This is a genomic window from Aeromonas lacus (assembly GCF_000764665.1).
Taxonomy (GTDB): Bacteria; Pseudomonadota; Gammaproteobacteria; order Enterobacterales; family Aeromonadaceae; genus Aeromonas; species Aeromonas lacus.
In genome coordinates this window covers 17,939-34,089 of record NZ_JRGM01000008.1, presented here as the reverse complement: position 1 = coordinate 34,089, position 16,151 = coordinate 17,939, and the positions used below count along the sequence as shown (strand labels likewise).

Genomic DNA, 16,151 nt, shown 5'->3' with positions numbered 1-16,151 from the left:
GGGGGCTGCTTTACCGCTATCTGATAGTGATCGGAGGAGGCATTGCCGCGGCAAAGCGCTATCGCAATCAGAGACCAGCAGCGGTGGCCGAGCTCCATTATTGCACCTGTGCAAAAGCGATGGTTAACTCTGTTACGCCTGTGAAACTACCTATGTATGGGGGCGGGTAAAAAGCATCACGCCACTCAAGGTGGCGTGGCTCCGATCTGGTTGCGATAACGAATGAATGGTTCTTTGCGGCTGGTCTAGGGGCAAGCCGTCGTGACCGAAGGAGGGGCCGAGCCATCAGGTCGGCTCCGGCTCCTCCTTGCGACAGCAGTTGCGCCCCTGTTTCTTGGCCATATAGAGGGCGGTGTCGGCCCGCCTGACCATTTTCTCCACGCTGTCGAGGGGCCCCTTGCTTGAGCTGATCCCGATGCTGATGGTGAGTGAGACCTCTAGCGCTCCGGAGAGCGCATGGCGGGCCGATTCCACCGCCAGTCTTATCCGCTCGGCACTGGCCCAGGCCAGCTCCAGCGAGGTCTCCGGCAGCAGCACGATAAACTCCTCGCCGCCCCAGCGTCCCACCATGTCTACCTCGCGCAGCTGTTTGCCGATCCGGCTAACCAGACTCAAGATCGCCTGATCCCCCTGCTGGTGGCCAAAGGTGTCGTTCACCTCCTTGAAGTGATCGATGTCGATCAGCAGCAGGCTCATGGTGTGACCAAAGCGCTGGCAGCGCTGCATCTCGGCGTTGACCAGTTCATCGAAGCGGCGCCGGTTGGCAATGCCGGTCAGGGGATCCGTGGTGGCGGCGACTTTCAGCTCTTCCACCAGCCGCGCCCGCTCGGAGATATCGCGCAGGATGGCGGTCATCTCGGTGGTCTGGCCCATATTGATCTTGGCGATGGTCACCTCCAGCGGAAATTCGCTGCCATCACGGCGCAGCCCCATCACGGAGGCGCGGGCATGCATGGGACGCGAATTGATGGGGGAGTTGCTGAACGCCTTGAAGTAGCTGTCGTGATTGGCGCGAAAGCGCTGCGGCAGCAGGGTTTCCAGCCGTTTGCCAAGATAGCTCTCGTCGATGCCGAACATCTCACAGGCGGCGGTGTTGATAAGCTCGATCCGCGATTCGCTGCTGACGCTGATGATGCCGTCATAGGCGGAGTTGACCACTGCTTCAAAACGGCGACGACTGGTGGTGAGCGCATCTTCCAGCTGTTTCTTGGCGGTGATGTCGATGGCGGTGACGATGATCCGGTTGATCCGTGCCTGCTCGGGAATGATAGGGGAGAGGACAAAGCGCCACCAGCTGGTGCGGGACAGGGTATCGATGGGGAGCTCGCTCTCCACCCCGGTCTGCTGGCTCACGCATTCGTGCATCGGCTGCTCGATACTGCTGGTGATGTAACGGGGAAACATCTCGTTGAGCCGTTTGCCAATGCAACCAAGCACCTCGATCTCGAAGGCTTTGGCGAAGGTGTCGTTGGCTGATACCAGAACAAAGTGGTCATCCTTGTCGAGGCTGAATACCGCCACGGCGGCACCGATGGCATCGAGGGATGACTTTATGTCGGCATGGGAGCCTCGTGTAAACATGCAACCTCCACTGTCAATAACGTATTGATATTCAGTATAGGTTGCCGATTTTACGAGCTACTCCTCGATATCCAGCAAGACCAGAATGGCGCTGTCGCCGCCCCATTCGCGTGGTGCCTGATGGAAGGCGCGCACGTTGGGGTGCTGGGCCAGCCAGCTCGGAATGCGCTGTTTGAGGATATGTTTGCCGATGCCGTGCATCACTGAGGCGACGTGAATGTTCTCTTTCTGGCAGAGGGTGAGCAGGGCCGCCAGCTCCTGTTTGGCCTGATGCTGGTTCATGCCGTGCAGATCGAGGTAGATCTCCGGCGGATAACTGCCCCGCTTGAGCTTTTTCAGCTCGAATTTCGACACATCGTCGCGCACGTAACGGGTCGGGCCATCGTCCTCGAGATGAGGCTGATACTCATCGCTGAAATAGTGGTCAACCCCAAGTGATTCGCGGCTTTCGCGCATTTCGCGTTTCTGCTTGACCGGGCGTAACTCGGCCCTTATGGTATCTTGCTTGATTTTCCGGGTACCTTTTATCGCATCGCGGAACAGCAGGGTTTCCTCGTCTGTCGGTGAGGGCGTTTTTTTCATCAGGTACTCGTCTTGCTCGCTGTATAAAATTCTCGGGCCGGATATTACTCGACTTGGAGGTGGATTTGGACAAGATATTTATCGATGAGGTGGTTGCCGAGATGCACACCATCCAGGACATGTTGCGCTGGGCCATGAGTCGTTTCAACGACGCCGGTATCTTCTACGGACATGGTACCGACAACGCCTGGGATGAGGCTGTGCAGCTGGTACTGCCCGCGTTGCATCTGCCGCCGGACGTGGATCCGGCGATGCGCCACTCCCGTCTCACCAGCAGCGAGCGTCACCGGATTGCCGAACTGATTGTGCGCCGCGTGCAGGAGCGTGTTCCCGCGCCCTATCTCACCAACAAGGCCTGGTATGCCGGTTGGGAGTTCTACGTTGACGAGCGGGTACTCATTCCCCGTTCTCCCATCGCCGAGATGGTGGCCAACCGCTTTGCGCCGTTCCTCAAACAGGAGCCGACCCGGATCATGGATCTCTGCACCGGCTCCGGTTGCATCGCCATCATCATGGCTCACGAGTTCCCGGACGCTGAGGTTGACGCCATCGACATCAGCGTCGATGCCCTGAATGTGGCCGAGCGCAACATCAACGATCACGGGCTGGAGCAGCAGGTTATCCCGATCCGCTCCGATCTGTTCCGCGATCTGCCGGCCGGCGACAAGTACGATCTTATCGTCTCCAACCCGCCCTACGTGGATTCCGAAGACATGTCGGATCTGCCGGACGAGTTCCGTCACGAGCCGGAGCTGGCGCTCGCCTCCGGTAGCGATGGTCTCAAGCTCACCAAGCGCCTGCTGGCCAATGCGGCCGACTTCCTCAAGGATGACGGCGTGCTGGTGGTCGAGGTGGGCAATAGCATGATCCATCTGGAAGCCCAGTTCCCCGAGATCCCCTTTACCTGGGTGGAGTTCGAGAACGGCGGCCACGGTGTGTTCGTGATGACGCGCGACGAGCTGGTGCAGTATCAGGATCATTTTGCCATCTACAAGAACTAAGCAGGAGCGCCTATGGCAGGGAACAGTTTTGGCCAACTCTTTCGGGTAACCACCTTCGGCGAGAGCCACGGTCTGGCGCTGGGCGCCGTGGTCGATGGCTGCCCGCCGGGGCTGGAGATCAGCGAAGCGGATCTGCAGGGGGATCTCGATCGGCGCAAGCCCGGCACCTCCCGCTACACCACGCCACGGCGCGAACCGGATGAGGTGAAGATCCTCTCCGGGGTGTTTGAGGGCAGGACCACCGGTACCTCCATCGGGCTCTTGATCGAGAACACCGATCAGCGCTCCAAGGATTACTCCGACATCAAGGATCTCTTCCGCCCGGGCCATGCTGACTACACCTACCACCAGAAGTATGGTCAGCGCGACTATCGCGGCGGTGGTCGCTCCTCCGCCCGCGAAACTGCGATGCGGGTGGCGGCGGGAGCCATTGCCAAGAAGTACCTGAAACAGGTGCATGGCATTGAGATCACCGGTTTTCTCTCCCAGCTTGGCCCCATCAAGGCCGAGGCGTTTGACGCGGCGCAGATCGAGCAGAATCCCTTCTTCTTCCCCGATGCGGGCAAGCTGGAAGTACTCGATCAATACATGCGTGACCTGAAGAAAGAGGGCAACAGCATTGGTGCCAAGGTGCAGGTCATCGCGCGCAATGTGCCGGTGGGCCTCGGTGAGCCGGTGTTTGACCGCCTCGATGCTGACATCGCTCACGCCATGATGGGCATCAATGCGGTGAAAGGGGTGGAGATCGGTGACGGTTTTGCGGTGGTGGAGCAAAAAGGCTCCGAGCACCGTGACGAGATGACCCCGGCCGGGTTTGCCAGCAACCATGCGGGCGGCATTCTGGGCGGTATCTCATCCGGTCAGGATATCGTGGTCAGCATGGCGCTCAAGCCTACCTCCAGCATCACGGTACCGGGCAAGACCATCACCACCGAGGGTGAGGCTACCGAGATGATCACCAAGGGTCGCCACGATCCTTGCGTCGGCATCCGTGCTGTACCGATTGCCGAGGCGATGCTGGCACTGGTGCTGATGGATCACCTGCTGCGCCATCGCGCTCAGAATCAGGGTGTATTGACCCAGACGCCGCAACTGCGTTGAGCGGCATAACGACCAACTGGCTCATCAACCGTTGATTGGCCAGCATGAAAAAGGCGACCTCTGGGTCGCCTTTTTGTTTTGTCTGTTCGGGTTAATGCAGCGCGGGTTCATCGCCATCGGTGGCGGCGCTCAGGCGACATGTGGGGGGCGGAAAGTTGCGGTCGGTTTTGGGCAGGGTGGCGATCGCCTTGTCGATGCTGGTGAGCTGGTCATCGCTGATGCGATCTTTGGCAAACATCAGGCTGACCGGCTGGTGGTGGAGCAGCAACTGGCAGCTGATAAAACCGGTGGCGCCGAGTTGTTCGAGGCGATAACGGGCGTATTGCCACTCCATGATGACGCCGTCGAGGCGGCGGGCGAGCAGCAGATCGATCAGCCGGTCGTCGGCGTTGTACTCTGTTACCTCCTTGAGTGCCGGGCAGTTCTCCAACTGCTGCATCGGGCGGGTGCCGCGTAGCTTGCCGATCTTGAGTCCCTTGGCGTTGCACAGCGCAGAGAGGGTCGGGTAGCCGGCCCAGCGATCTTGCTGGCCGGGAATGGGATCGTTGCTGAGCAGCACGTAGGCGCTGTGGCGATAGGGGGCCGAGAAGCGGGCGTATTGCTCGCGCTCCGGCAGCGCCAGCGCGCCCATCGCCACATCAAGCTGGCCATGCTCCACCAGATGGAGTGCCCGGGCCCAGGGAATTTCACGAAATTTGGGGGTGAAACCCGCCTTTGTGAGGATTTGGCTGGTCAGGCTGATATCAAGGCCGTCCAGTTCTCCTTTATTGTTGAGCTGACTGAAAGGGGGCCAGTGGCTCCAGGCCACGGTGAAAACCTGCTTTTCTGCCTGTGCCGGCATCACCCACAACAGCAGCAGGGCGAGCCAGAGTGGCCAGCTGATGGGAAAGCCTGATTGCCTCTTCATATAAACCTCATCATCCCTGATCTTTTTTAATCCCCGCGCCTTGCTGGCAACAGAGTCTTTTTATTGTGTTTGATGTTAATAGGGTGGCAGCAAAAGTGCGGGAGAAAGGGAGATATTCAGGCAGGGGGAGCATGCTTTTCTCCTCGTGCTGGGAGGAACATCACATTTTTCTCGTTTCTCCTCAATAACTCCGTTAGACTGCGCCTCTATTCTTTCCCCTTTGCTCTGCTCCCCGGGGAAATCGTTGTTTTCTCAATAGGCCCAGATCTTGTGAGATGGCATCGGCTCAGCAGAGGAGCCCCACCACAAATCCCCGGCGCCACTATCCCTAGCAGGTAACTATGAGTTTTACTTCCCTCGGTCTGGCCGAACCCTTGTTGCGTGCCGTTGCCGAACAAGGCTACGACACCCCGTCTCCCATTCAGCAGCAAGCGATCCCCGCCGTTCTGGCTGGCCGCGATCTGATGGCGGCGGCCCAAACAGGGACCGGCAAGACCGCAGGCTTTACCCTGCCGATGCTGCAACGTCTGATGGAGAGCAAGCGCAAGGTCTCTCCGAACCGCATTCGTGCGCTGGTGCTGACCCCGACGCGCGAGCTGGCCGCCCAGGTGGGCGAGAGCGTGCGTAACTACGGCAAACACCTGCCGATGCGCAGCCACGTCGTCTTCGGCGGCGTCAGCATCAATCCGCAGATGATGGCGACTCGCCGTGGTCTGGACGTGCTGGTGGCCTGTCCCGGCCGCCTGATGGATCTCTACAACCAGAATGCCGTCAAGTTTGACGAAGTGGAGATCCTGGTACTGGACGAAGCGGATCGCATGCTCGACATGGGCTTTATCCGCGACATCCGCCGCATCCTGGCCCTGATGCCGAAGAAGCGCCAGAACCTGCTCTTCTCCGCTACTTTCGCCGACGAGATCCGCGAACTGGCCACCGGTCTGCTGGATAACCCGGCGGTGATCGAAGTCGCCCCGCGCAACAGCACCGCCGAGCGTATCGAGCAGCTGGTGCACCCGTGCGACAAGGCCAACAAGATTGCCCTGCTGAGCCATCTGGTCACCAGCAACAACTGGCAGCAGGTACTGGTCTTTACCCGTACCAAGCACATGGCTAACCGCGTTGCCGAGACCCTCGACAAGAACGGCGTCAGCGCTGCCGCCATCCACGGCAACAAGAGCCAGGGTGCCCGTACCCGCGCACTAGCCGGTTTCAAGGATGGTAGCGTCAAGGTGCTGGTGGCGACCGATATCGCTGCTCGTGGTCTGGATATCGACAAGTTGCCGCAAGTGGTCAACTTCGAGCTGCCCAACGTGGCGGAAGATTACGTGCACCGTATCGGTCGTACCGGCCGTGCCGGCGCTGCCGGTCACGCCATCTCCCTGGTTGCGGCCGATGAAGGCAAGCTGATCAAAGCCATCGAGCGTCTGACCAAGCAGAACATCCCGTGCGAGCAGGTGGCCGGCTTTGAAGCCTCCCGCGAGACCCTGGACAACATCGCCCGTGGTATCGGCGCGCCGCTGCGCAAAGAGCCCCGTGATCCGAGCGAGCAGCGCCGAGCGCCGCGTCCGCAAGGTCAAGGCCAGCGTCAGGGTGCCGCTCGCTCCGGCAACAACGGTGGCAACGCAGGCGCTAACCGCTCCGGCAACGGCGGCAAGCCCAAGCCCCAGGGTGGTCAGCGCCCGGCTGAGGGCGCTGGTAAACCGGCTCAGGCCCGTCGTCCGCGTCGCGCCAGCCACAACCAGTAAGGGCAAGGAGAGCCACTCTCCCGCTCTGATCGGTTAAACGAAAAGCCCTGCCATATCGGCAGGGCTTTTCTGTTTCTGCTGAGCCGCGTTTGGCTGACCCGCTCTGGCGTAGTCAGGAGAGCAGGGCGGTGATCAGGAGACAGGCCGCACTCAGCAAAATGACGGTGAAGGTCAGCCCCATTCCCACCACCCGATAGCGGAAATTCTCCGGCGTGCGGCTCATGCCGAAGGCGTGACAGAGGCGACCAAGCAGCAAGGCACTCCCCAGCAGATGAACCAGCCAGGGGGCATGGCTGCCGGTTTCGACGAAATAGATGAGCAGCAGGGAGAGGGGGACATATTCGGCAAAGTTGGCGTGCACCCGCATGGCCCGCAGCATGGCGGGATCATCGCCATGGCCGAGCGCCACTTTCTGACGATGGCGGGTGCGAATGGTGCGCACGCTGAGCAGGACAAAGAGCAGGGCAAGGAGGGCCGCATAGATGGGCAGTATGGTCATGGTGTAGGGCTCCCGAAGTGATGGATAAGCATGGATCTGTTGTGCGCTCAATGGCTTGCCCTTGAGGGTAGCAGTAAAGAGGGCTCGGCCATGACGTCCTGAGCACCCTTGCCGGATAAAAAAGCCCCGCCAGTCTGGCAGGGCTTGTTGTCTGGTTTTAGGTTGCGTGCTCTGTCAGCTGCGCTTCGCCAGTCAGGCGCCGTAGGGGAGAGAGGAGTGGTGCAGCACGATGCGCACCTTGCCATCATCCCCCTTCTTGAAACCCCAGCTCTTGTCGACCGTGGTCTCCTTGTTGTCGCGATCCACCAGATGCACCTTGCCCATGGTCAGCGCCATGTTGCCGTTGATATAGACGGCTGCATTGTCATGGCGGTAGCTCTGCCAGTTTTTCAGGGCAAAGCCGCTGTCGGCCGGATAGGCGCTGTTGTTGCCGACAAAATAGGCCAGCGCCCCCTCACGGGTGGTGCGAAAGGTCTGCTCGCCACCGGCGAGGGTGGGTTTGAACAGCACCGGCCCCTGCTGGTAGCCATAAGCGCTGTCGAGTACCGCCTCGGCAGTGGCTTTGGCGCGTTCAATGCCGCTGGCCCGATAGTCATCGCTGATCTTGATGAGCGCCGCGCCCCAGGCATCCTGCGCCGCCCTGATTTCGGCCTCGGTGATATTGTTGTTGCTGATCTCGGCCGCGCTGAGGGCGCCGCTGGCAGCCAGCAGAACAAGGGCAAGGGAACTCTTCGTGAGGTGCAACATCATTGTTTTCAAACTCCTGAAAGCGATAAACGAGGGGGCAGTGTAGCGAGCGGGCATGAACGGGTTTTGAACTGTTTGTTCAGGTTTTGCTGGCAAAAAAGATTGTATAAAACACGGTTTTTGGCGGTTTGTTCGGTGGTGCCGTGATCAGCGGACGGGGGTCAGCAGGGCCGAGAAGTAGCGCTCCTGCATCTGCTGCCAGCGGCCGCTCGCTATCAGCTGCTGCTGGGATTGGACAAGGGCGGCGATATCCGCTTGGCGGCTCTTGTTGAGGTAGAGATAGACCTCGATATCGGAGACCCGTTTCCATGGCGCGGCAAGGGGAGATTGATTGGTGGGCAGTAGCCGGATCACCCAGTCGGTTCTGCCGCGCTGGAGCAGGGCGAGACCCTGCTTCTCATCGTTGAACCAGACGATGCGCCGACTGTCGAGATAACGGCTGCACCACTGAATGCCGCGCAGGCAGCCAATCAGCTCCTGACTGGCGGGGGGCCAGCTGGCGTCCTGCTTGCTCTGGGCATAGATGGTGACTTCGCCAATCGCCGTGCCGACCGGGATCATATGCGGGTGGGTCTGCTCAAAGCCCTTGATCCGGGCGATATCCCCATCGATGGTGCTATCGGAATCAAGCAGCTTTTTGCAGCGGGCGCTGGTGCAGGGGATAAAGGTGAAATCGACCCTGGCCTTGCCAAACCACTCCTCATAGAAGGGGCGCAGCAGGGTGATATATTCCACGGGCGCCGCCAGCGACAGGGGCGCGCCCTGGGCAATCGGGTTCAGACAACACAGCAGCCACCAGCCAGCCCACTTCATACCTTGCTCCCCACACTATTGCGTATGGAAAAAGCGTAGCTGAAACGTCCTTCATCCCTCTGGTGCGAGGCGGGAATGGGCAGAATCATTGCCGTGTTGATAGCACAAAGCCCCGCCAATCTGATTGGTGGGGCTTTGTTATTTGGGGCATTCGGTATCGGTGAGGGCTTAGAGCGCGGGCAGCAGTCCCATGCTGACGCTGATCTGGACGCCGACAATCAGCACACCCATGGCGCCGGCCACTCCCAGCGCCACCACGCCACCCGGGGCGCGGTAGTGGTGGGCGGGCGCCTGTTTGCGGCTCTGCCACACCAGCGCTACCGGCAGCAGTACCGCGAGGATGGCCAGCGCAATGGCGGCGTAGCCGAGGGCCATGATAAAGCCCTGCGGGAAGTAGAGGGCAAACAGCAGCGGTGGCACAAAGGTGATGAGGCCGGTCTGGCTGCGGCCCTGCCAGCTGTCCTTGCGGCGGGTCACCTTGGCCATAAAGTCGAACAGTCCCAGCGTCACCCCGAGGAAGGAGGTAGCGAGCGCCAGATCGGCAAACAGGTGCATCGCCTGATTAAACGCAGGCCAGCTCACCAGCTTGCCGACGCTGGCGAGCAGGCTGTCGAGCGCGCCGCCATTGGCCAGCAGAGAGGATTGGCCGAGCAGCCCCAGAATGGCCACCTGCCACAGCACGTAGAGGATCAGCGGCAGGGCGGAGCCCCAGACAAAGACCCGGCGCAGCTGCTTGGGGCAATCGCCGAGGTAGAGCATCACGCTCGGGATCGAGCCGTGAAAGCCGAACGAGGTGAAGATCACCGGCAGGCCAGCCAGCAGCAGCCCTTCCCCGAGCGGCATGGCGAGCAGGTGTTCGCCCTGGGCGCGCGGCAGCAGCAGCGCCAGCACGCCCACCATGATCACCAGCTTGACGGTGAACATCAGCCGGTTGAGGTAATCCACCGAGCGGGTGCCGACACAGACCATGCCGCCAAACAGCAGGGTAAAGGCCCAGGCGGCCTGCTCCTGGCTGAGGGTGATGCCGGCATCGGCCAGCGCCTGTGCCAGCAAGCTGCTGCCACCGCTGATGTAGGCGGAGGCGAGGGCGTAAAACAGCATCAGGATGCAGCAGGAGGCGATGCGCTTGCCCCAGGGGCCGAGCAGGTGATCCGCCAGTTGGTGCAGGTACCATTTGCCGGTATTGAGACTGGCCTCCACCTGCAGCATGGCGGTAAAGGCCATCAGAGCCCACAGGCCAATCATCAGCAGCAGGGTGGCGGGGCCGCCGAGGGAAGAGGAGGCCAGCGGCAGGGCCAGCATACCGGCGCCTATGGTGGTGCCGGCAATCAACAGGGTACAACCCAGAGTCTTGGTGTTCATGTTATCCATCCGAAAGTGAGCGGAGATGTTGCAAACAAGAGAGAGCCAGTTGGCTGTGTCGGGAGGCGCCTCCGGGGGAAAAGCCGGAGGCTAGCAATATCGGCGTGGAAACATCTGTACCTGAAACCTGTCGGTTGTAAAAGATGGTTGCCACGTTAGCGGATCAAAATAGCGGAGACAACCCCTAAAAAGCGGATCTTGTGCTGTGAAGGGTATTTAAGTGGAAATAAAAAATGACACTTGACGCTATGCGCCGAAAAAATGTGCGCCTTGAGGTATTGATGCCAATCCGGTTGAACCGGCCTTCGGGATCGGAGGGGCTTGGTGCAGGCGTCTGGAAGGCGCGGCAGAGGGCCAAAGGGATCGCTAGCGGCCCGATTGGTTCGGTATAAGTAAAAATAAGGTTATATGGCCAAAAGCCATAAATTCAATTTATGGCGAGCCGATGGGGCGATAAACGGGCCCTGAGCAGGGGTTGCAAGCCCTGTCGGCCGGTTGGCCGATTTCCGCTGGCCAAACATACGCGTGCAAAGATGGGCGTTGAGAAGAGCTGCCGCACAGGCTGTCAGTTCTGGCTGCCCATTCCGGCAGTTTGTGCCGGCAGCCTGTGTGGTCGTGGGCGGTTGTTGCTGGCGGCTTAGCGACGGCGCTTGAGGGTGCGGCTTACATAGTGCAGCCCGCTCTGGTAGTCGCCATTGACCGCCTTGAGTGCCAGCTCCAGCGCCTGGCTGGCCAGCGCGTCGTGCTGCTGGGGCAGGGAGTTGATGCCAAAGGGGAGGAAGTCGAGCAGCCGATCGTCGCCGAAGGTGGCCATGGCAAGCTGACTCATATCGGTCTCTTGTTCCAGCAGGTAGTCCAGTACCCCCTCCATCAGGATGTAGGAGGTGGTGATCAGCGCCTCGGGCAACTGGCCCAGCTGCTGATGCAGATGTTTGATCAGGCGATACCCCTCGGTGCGGGAGAAGTGGGCCCCTTCACAGAGGTGGCAGGTCGCACTGTGGCTGGCGATGGCCTGCTCGAAGCCCGCTTTTCGTTCTTTACTGATCGTGAGTGCAGGCAGTGCAGTGATCAAGGCGATATGGCGGATGGCCGGGGTGAGCAGGGAGGCGGTGAGATCAAAGCTCGCCTTCTCATTTTCACTGGCGACGGTGACGAAACGATCGGCCGCCATGCTCCGGTCGATGGCGAGGATCTGCACCCCCTGCGCCTGCTGGTTGCCATAGAAGGGATCGTCAGGTGGCAGGCAGCTGGCCACCAGCAGGGCATCCACATGGCGGCTCACCAGCATCTGGGCCAGCTCTTTTTCGGTGGCGGGTTCATCCTCCGAGCAGACGATCAGCAGCTGATAGCCCTGCGCCCGCGCCCCCTGTTCCAGCCGTTTGGCCAGCTTGGCGTAACTGGCGTTCTCAAGGTCGGGCAGGATAAAGCCGAGGGTTTTGGTCTGGCCGCCGCGCAGGGAGGCGGCGCGGCTGTCCGGCTGGTAGTTGTGGGCGGTGACGACGGCCATCACCTTGTCGCGGGTGGCCTGACTGATGCGGTATTGGTCGGCCTTGCCGTTGATCACATAGCTGGCCGTGGTGCGCGAGACACCGGCGAGGGCGGCGATTTCATCCAGTTTCATCATATTGGCTCTGTTTGAGTTGCTAGGCCCACGGGCACTGCCTGGTAAGGGCACCGAAAAGTGTGCGCGGGATCATATCATTGAAAACCGCTCTTTGTGGGTACTTGATCAATTCGCTGAAACGATTCAGTCTGAGTGTAAGTGAATCGATTCAGCTTGTCAGCAGCGCCGCTTCGCAGAGATGCAGAGCAGGGTGATAAAACCCGGTCAGGATCACATTTCGAGGTATCCCGACTATCGTCAGCTGGCAGGCAAACCGAATGTTCAATTGTGTTGACCCGGCGATGCCGGGATCTGATGGAGAGTGGCTATGTTGAAGTTGGTGCGAGAGCAGATCTTGCTGGGGCAGTCGGTGGCGACCAAGGGCGAGGCGATTGCCCTGTTGGCAGGCAAACTGACCGAGGCCGGTATGGTGGAGGCGGGCTATGTCGATGGCATGCTGGCCCGTGAAGCGCAGCATGCCACCTACCTTGGCAGCGGCATCGCCATTCCCCACGGCACCACGGACACCCGCCATCTGGTGAAGAGCACCGGCGTCATGGTGGCCCAGTTCCCCCACGGCATCGAGTGGGACGAGGGGCAGATTGCCTATGTCGCCATCGGGATTGCCGCCAAGTCAGACGAGCATCTGGGCATCTTGCGCCAGCTCACCCATGTGCTGGGTGACGAGCAGGCGGCAGCGCAATTGAAAGAGGCCACCGACGCCGACACCATCATCAATATACTGACCGGCGCCACTGCCGCCGCATCGGTCCAGCAGAGAGAGGTGCAATACCTGACCCTGGCCGACTTCCCGGCCGATGATCGTGACCAGCTGCTGCTAGGGGCGGCCGCCCGCGCCAAATCGGCCGATTGGGGCGATGCCGCTATGGTGAGCGCCCTGCTGGCAAGCGAACCTGCCTATCTGGGCGAGGGCATCTGGCTGGCCCGCGCGCAAGCGGCACAGACTGGCTGGGTGCTGGCCACCCCGAGCAGCAAACTTCGCGCAGGTGAGCTGCCGGTCAGCGCCATGCTGCTGCTGTGTGCCGCAGATAGCAGTCATCTGCCGCAACTGGAGAATCTGGCCAAACTGGCCGCCGCCGGTCAGCTGGCGACGCTTACTGGCAGCGACGGGCTGGCCATGTTGCAAGCGGGCCCCGCGAGCGGTCTTTCCGAAACCTTCACCATCATCAACCCCCACGGCCTGCACGCTCGTCCCGGTGCCATGCTGGTCAAGGTGGCCAAAGAGTTTGAATCAGATATCCGGGTTGCCAATCTGGATGGCAGCGGCGAGGCAGTCTCCGCCAAGAGCCTGATGAAGGTGATCGGCCTTGGGGTCAAGTGCGGGCACCGTCTGGCATTTCGCGCCGAAGGGGCAGATGCCGAAGCGGCTCTCAAGGGGATCGGTGAGGCGATCGCCGCTGGTCTGGGCGAGGGGGCGCATTGATGAAGATTGTCACCATTACCCTCAACCCTGCCCTTGATCTCACCACTCGTCTCGAGGCGATGAGCCTTGGCGAGGTCAATCTGGTGAGTGAGGCCAACCTGCGGGCGGCAGGCAAGGGGATCAACGTCGCCATGGTGCTCAAGGATTTGGGCCGCGAGGTAGGCGTCACCGGCTGGCTGGGCGCTGACAATGAACAGAGCTTTGTCTCCCTGTTTGCAGAGCGGGCGCTGGATGATCACTTTGTCCGTGTCGCGGGCAGCACCCGCATCAACGTCAAGATCTCCGAGCAATCCGGTCGGGTCACCGATCTCAACCTGCCGGGGCTCACCATCCAGCAAGGGGAGGTGAGCGCGCTGGAGCTGGCCATCGACCAATTGGCCCCTCACGCCGACTGGTTTGTGCTAGCGGGCAGCCTGCCCAAAGGGGTGGCCCCCGATTACTGCGCCCATCTGATCCGCCTGCTGAAAGCCAAGGGCAAGCAGGTGATCTTCGATTGCAGTGGTGCGGCGTTAAGCGAAGGGATCAAGGCGGCGCCGACCCTGGTCAAACCCAATCTGGAGGAGCTGAGCCAGTGGGCGGGCCGCCCCATCAAGACCCTGAGCGAGCAGGCCGAGTGTGCCCGCGCGCTGCAGGCCAGCGGCATCCCCAACGTGGTGATCTCCAACGGCGCCGATGGCCTTATCTGGTTTGCCCCGGATGCCGTCTGGCAGGCCATTCCGCCGCGGATGCAGGTGGTCAGCACGGTCGGTGCTGGCGATTCCCTGGTGGCAGGTCTCGCCCATGGTCTGAGCCTCAGCTGGGCGCCGGAGCAGACCCTGCGGCTGGCCACCGCCGTCTCGGCACTGGCGGTCAGTCAGGTCGCGGTCGGCTTTGACGATATCAATGTGCTCAACCCCTTGCTTGAACAGGTGCGCGTACAGCGTCTGGATGCGCTGGCACCGGTTCAATGCCATACCCCCTCAATGGAAAACTCAGGAGATGCCCAATGAAAGCAATCTTGGTTACGGCTTGCCCGGCGGGCATTGCCACCAGCTTTCTCGCTGCAAAACGGATAGAACAGCAGGCCAAACTGGCTGGCTGGGAGCTCACCCTCGACGTCGGTTCCAGCGTGCAGCCCCGTCAGGTGCCGGGCAAGGAGCAAATTGCCGCCGCCGATCTGGTGCTGGTTGTCGCCAGTGCTCCGGTGGATCTCGCTGCTTATGATGGCAAGCGGGTCTATCAGGGCAGCATGGATCTCGCCCTGCAGGATCCTGCCGCCTTGCTGGAAGCAGCCGCCAGCGGCGCCAGCCTCTATCGCCACCAAGCCGCGCCCGCTGCTGCCAAACCGGCCACTGCTGGCAAGCGTATCGTGGCAGTGACCGCCTGCCCGACTGGCGTTGCCCACACCTTTATGTCGGCAGAAGCGCTGGAGACCATGGCCAAACAGTTGGGTTATCAGATCCGCGTCGAGACTCAAGGCTCGGTCGGTGCCCAGAACGCCCTGACTACCGAGGAGATTGCATCCGCTGATCTGGTGTTCCTCGCCACCGATATCGAGGTGGACATGGCCCGTTTCGACGGTAAGCCGGTCTATCGCACCAGCACCGGTGCGGCGCTCAAGAAAACCCGTGCCGAGCTCGACAAGGCGTGGAGTGAGGCGAAAACCTATCGCCACAGCGGCGCCAGCCAGCCCAAGAAAGAGGAAAAAGCTGGCCCCTACAAGCATCTGCTGACCGGTGTCTCCTTCATGCTGCCGATGGTGGTGGCGGGCGGCCTTATCATCGCGCTCTCGTTCGTGTTCGGGATCGAGGCGTTCAAGGTGGAAGGCACTCTGGCCGCGGCTCTGATGAAGATCGGTGGCGGCTCCGCCTTTGCCCTGATGATCCCGGTGCTGGCCGGTTACATTGCCTACTCCATCGCTGACCGCCCGGGTCTCGCTCCCGGCATGATCGGCGGTATGCTGGCAAGCTCGCTGGGCGCCGGTTTCCTTGGCGGTATCGTGGCCGGTTTCCTGGCCGGTTACAGCGCCAAATACCTGAGTGACAAGGTGCGCCTGCCGGTGACCCTGGAAGCGCTCAAGCCCATCCTGATCATTCCGCTCTTTGCCAGCCTGTTTACCGGTCTGGTGATGATCTACGTGGTGGGTGGCCCGGTGGCCGGCATCATGAATGCCATGACCACCTTCCTCAACAACATGGGTTCTGCCAACGCCGTGCTGCTGGGTGTCATCATCGGCGCCATGATGTGCTTCGACATGGGTGGCCCGGTCAACAAGGCTGCCTACGCCTTCGGGGTCGGCCTGCTGGCCTCCAAAACCTACGCCCCGATGGCGGCGGTGATGGCCGCCGGTATGGTACCGGCACTGGGGATGGGCATCGCCACCTTCCTGGCCCGCACCAAGTTCATCAAGGCGGAGCAGGAAGCGGGCAAGGCCTCCTTCGTGCTGGGTCTGTGCTTTATCTCCGAGGGGGCCATCCCGTTTGCCGCCAAGGATCCGATGCGGGTCATTCCGGCCTGTATGGTCGGTGGCGCCCTGACCGGTGCGCTCTCCATGCTGTTCGGCTGCGAGCTGATGGCACCCCACGGCGGTCTGTTCGTGCTGTTCATTCCCCATGCCATCAGCAACGTCATGCTGTATATCGTGGCCATTGCCGCAGGCTCGCTGCTGACCGGCGTCTCCTACGCCATGCTCAAGCGCGGCGAGGAGCAGGCCAAGCTGGCCACGGCATAAGCCTTGCCACCCGGCAACACGTCATATCCAAGAGCGGCCTGCGGGCCGCTTTTTGT

Annotated in this window: 14 protein-coding genes; 6 read left to right on the top strand and 8 right to left on the bottom strand. The window is 61.1% G+C overall.

Annotated elements, in window-relative coordinates; genetic code table 11:
* Nucleotides 1-285: 285 nt before the first annotated feature.
* Both LG31_RS0100165 and smrB read right to left on the bottom strand, forming a co-directional pair.
* Nucleotides 286-1,581, bottom strand: a complete 1,296-nt coding sequence (locus tag LG31_RS0100165) for a sensor domain-containing diguanylate cyclase (RefSeq protein ID WP_033112492.1) — start codon at nt 1,579-1,581, stop codon at nt 286-288.
* 57 nt (nt 1,582-1,638) lie between these two features.
* The gene (gene smrB, locus LG31_RS0100160; RefSeq protein WP_033112491.1) at nt 1,639-2,163 is read right to left on the bottom strand and encodes an endonuclease SmrB; all 525 of its coding nucleotides are present in this window, start codon (nt 2,161-2,163) and stop codon (nt 1,639-1,641) included.
* 65 nt (nt 2,164-2,228) lie between these two features.
* On the opposite strand from smrB, the gene prmB reads away from it, so the two are divergent.
* Both prmB and aroC read left to right on the top strand, forming a co-directional pair.
* The gene (gene prmB, locus LG31_RS0100155) at nt 2,229-3,164 is read left to right on the top strand and encodes a 50S ribosomal protein L3 N(5)-glutamine methyltransferase (protein ID WP_033112519.1); all 936 of its coding nucleotides are present in this window, start codon (nt 2,229-2,231) and stop codon (nt 3,162-3,164) included.
* A 12-nt stretch (nt 3,165-3,176) separates the two neighbouring features.
* Nucleotides 3,177-4,265 carry a chorismate synthase gene (gene aroC, locus LG31_RS0100150; RefSeq protein WP_033112490.1) on the top strand — a complete coding sequence of 363 codons (1,089 nt, stop codon included), beginning with the start codon at nt 3,177-3,179 and terminating at the stop codon, nt 4,263-4,265.
* Between the two features lie 91 nt (nt 4,266-4,356).
* Here aroC and LG31_RS0100145 read toward each other — a convergent pair whose 3' ends face one another.
* On the bottom strand, nt 4,357-5,172 hold the full coding sequence (locus LG31_RS0100145) for a substrate-binding periplasmic protein (RefSeq protein ID WP_033112489.1): 816 nt from the start codon (nt 5,170-5,172) through the stop codon (nt 4,357-4,359).
* A 341-nt stretch (nt 5,173-5,513) separates the two neighbouring features.
* Here LG31_RS0100145 and LG31_RS0100140 point away from each other — a divergent pair, with 341 nt between their 5' ends.
* A complete protein-coding gene (locus LG31_RS0100140; protein WP_033112488.1) occupies nt 5,514-6,917 on the top strand; it encodes a DEAD/DEAH box helicase in 1,404 nt (467 codons plus the stop codon).
* 112 nt (nt 6,918-7,029) lie between these two features.
* Here the strand turns inward: LG31_RS0100140 and LG31_RS0100135 are convergent, their stop codons facing one another.
* The 5 genes from LG31_RS0100135 to cra form a co-directional block, all read right to left on the bottom strand.
* On the bottom strand, nt 7,030-7,416 hold the full coding sequence (locus LG31_RS0100135; RefSeq protein ID WP_033112487.1) for an MAPEG family protein: 387 nt from the start codon (nt 7,414-7,416) through the stop codon (nt 7,030-7,032).
* A 192-nt stretch (nt 7,417-7,608) separates the two neighbouring features.
* Complete coding sequence (locus LG31_RS0100130; RefSeq protein WP_033112486.1) at nt 7,609-8,166, bottom strand: hypothetical protein; 558 nt, start codon at nt 8,164-8,166, stop codon at nt 7,609-7,611.
* A gap of 144 nt (nt 8,167-8,310) precedes the next feature.
* On the bottom strand, nt 8,311-8,976 hold the full coding sequence (locus LG31_RS0100125; protein WP_033112485.1) for a hypothetical protein: 666 nt from the start codon (nt 8,974-8,976) through the stop codon (nt 8,311-8,313).
* Between the two features lie 168 nt (nt 8,977-9,144).
* Nucleotides 9,145-10,338, bottom strand: a complete 1,194-nt coding sequence (locus tag LG31_RS0100120; protein ID WP_033112484.1) for an aromatic amino acid transport family protein — start codon at nt 10,336-10,338, stop codon at nt 9,145-9,147.
* Nucleotides 10,339-10,975: 637 nt separating this feature from the next.
* On the bottom strand, nt 10,976-11,962 hold the full coding sequence (cra, locus tag LG31_RS0100115) for a catabolite repressor/activator (protein WP_033112483.1): 987 nt from the start codon (nt 11,960-11,962) through the stop codon (nt 10,976-10,978).
* A gap of 307 nt (nt 11,963-12,269) precedes the next feature.
* On the opposite strand from cra, the gene fruB reads away from it, so the two are divergent.
* From fruB to fruA, 3 genes are read left to right on the top strand one after another with little or no spacing between them, the layout of a single operon-like run.
* Nucleotides 12,270-13,385, top strand: a complete 1,116-nt coding sequence (gene fruB, locus LG31_RS0100110; protein ID WP_033112482.1) for a fused PTS fructose transporter subunit IIA/HPr protein — start codon at nt 12,270-12,272, stop codon at nt 13,383-13,385.
* Entirely contained in the window at nt 13,385-14,374 is a 990-nt protein-coding gene (pfkB, locus tag LG31_RS0100105) for a 1-phosphofructokinase (RefSeq protein WP_033112481.1), read from the top strand. The genes fruB and pfkB overlap by 1 nt, the downstream gene beginning before the upstream one ends.
* Complete coding sequence (fruA, locus tag LG31_RS0100100; RefSeq protein ID WP_033112480.1) at nt 14,371-16,095, top strand: PTS fructose transporter subunit IIBC; 1,725 nt, start codon at nt 14,371-14,373, stop codon at nt 16,093-16,095. Before pfkB ends, fruA begins: the two co-directional genes overlap by 4 nt.
* The last annotated feature ends 56 nt before the right edge of the window (nt 16,096-16,151 follow it).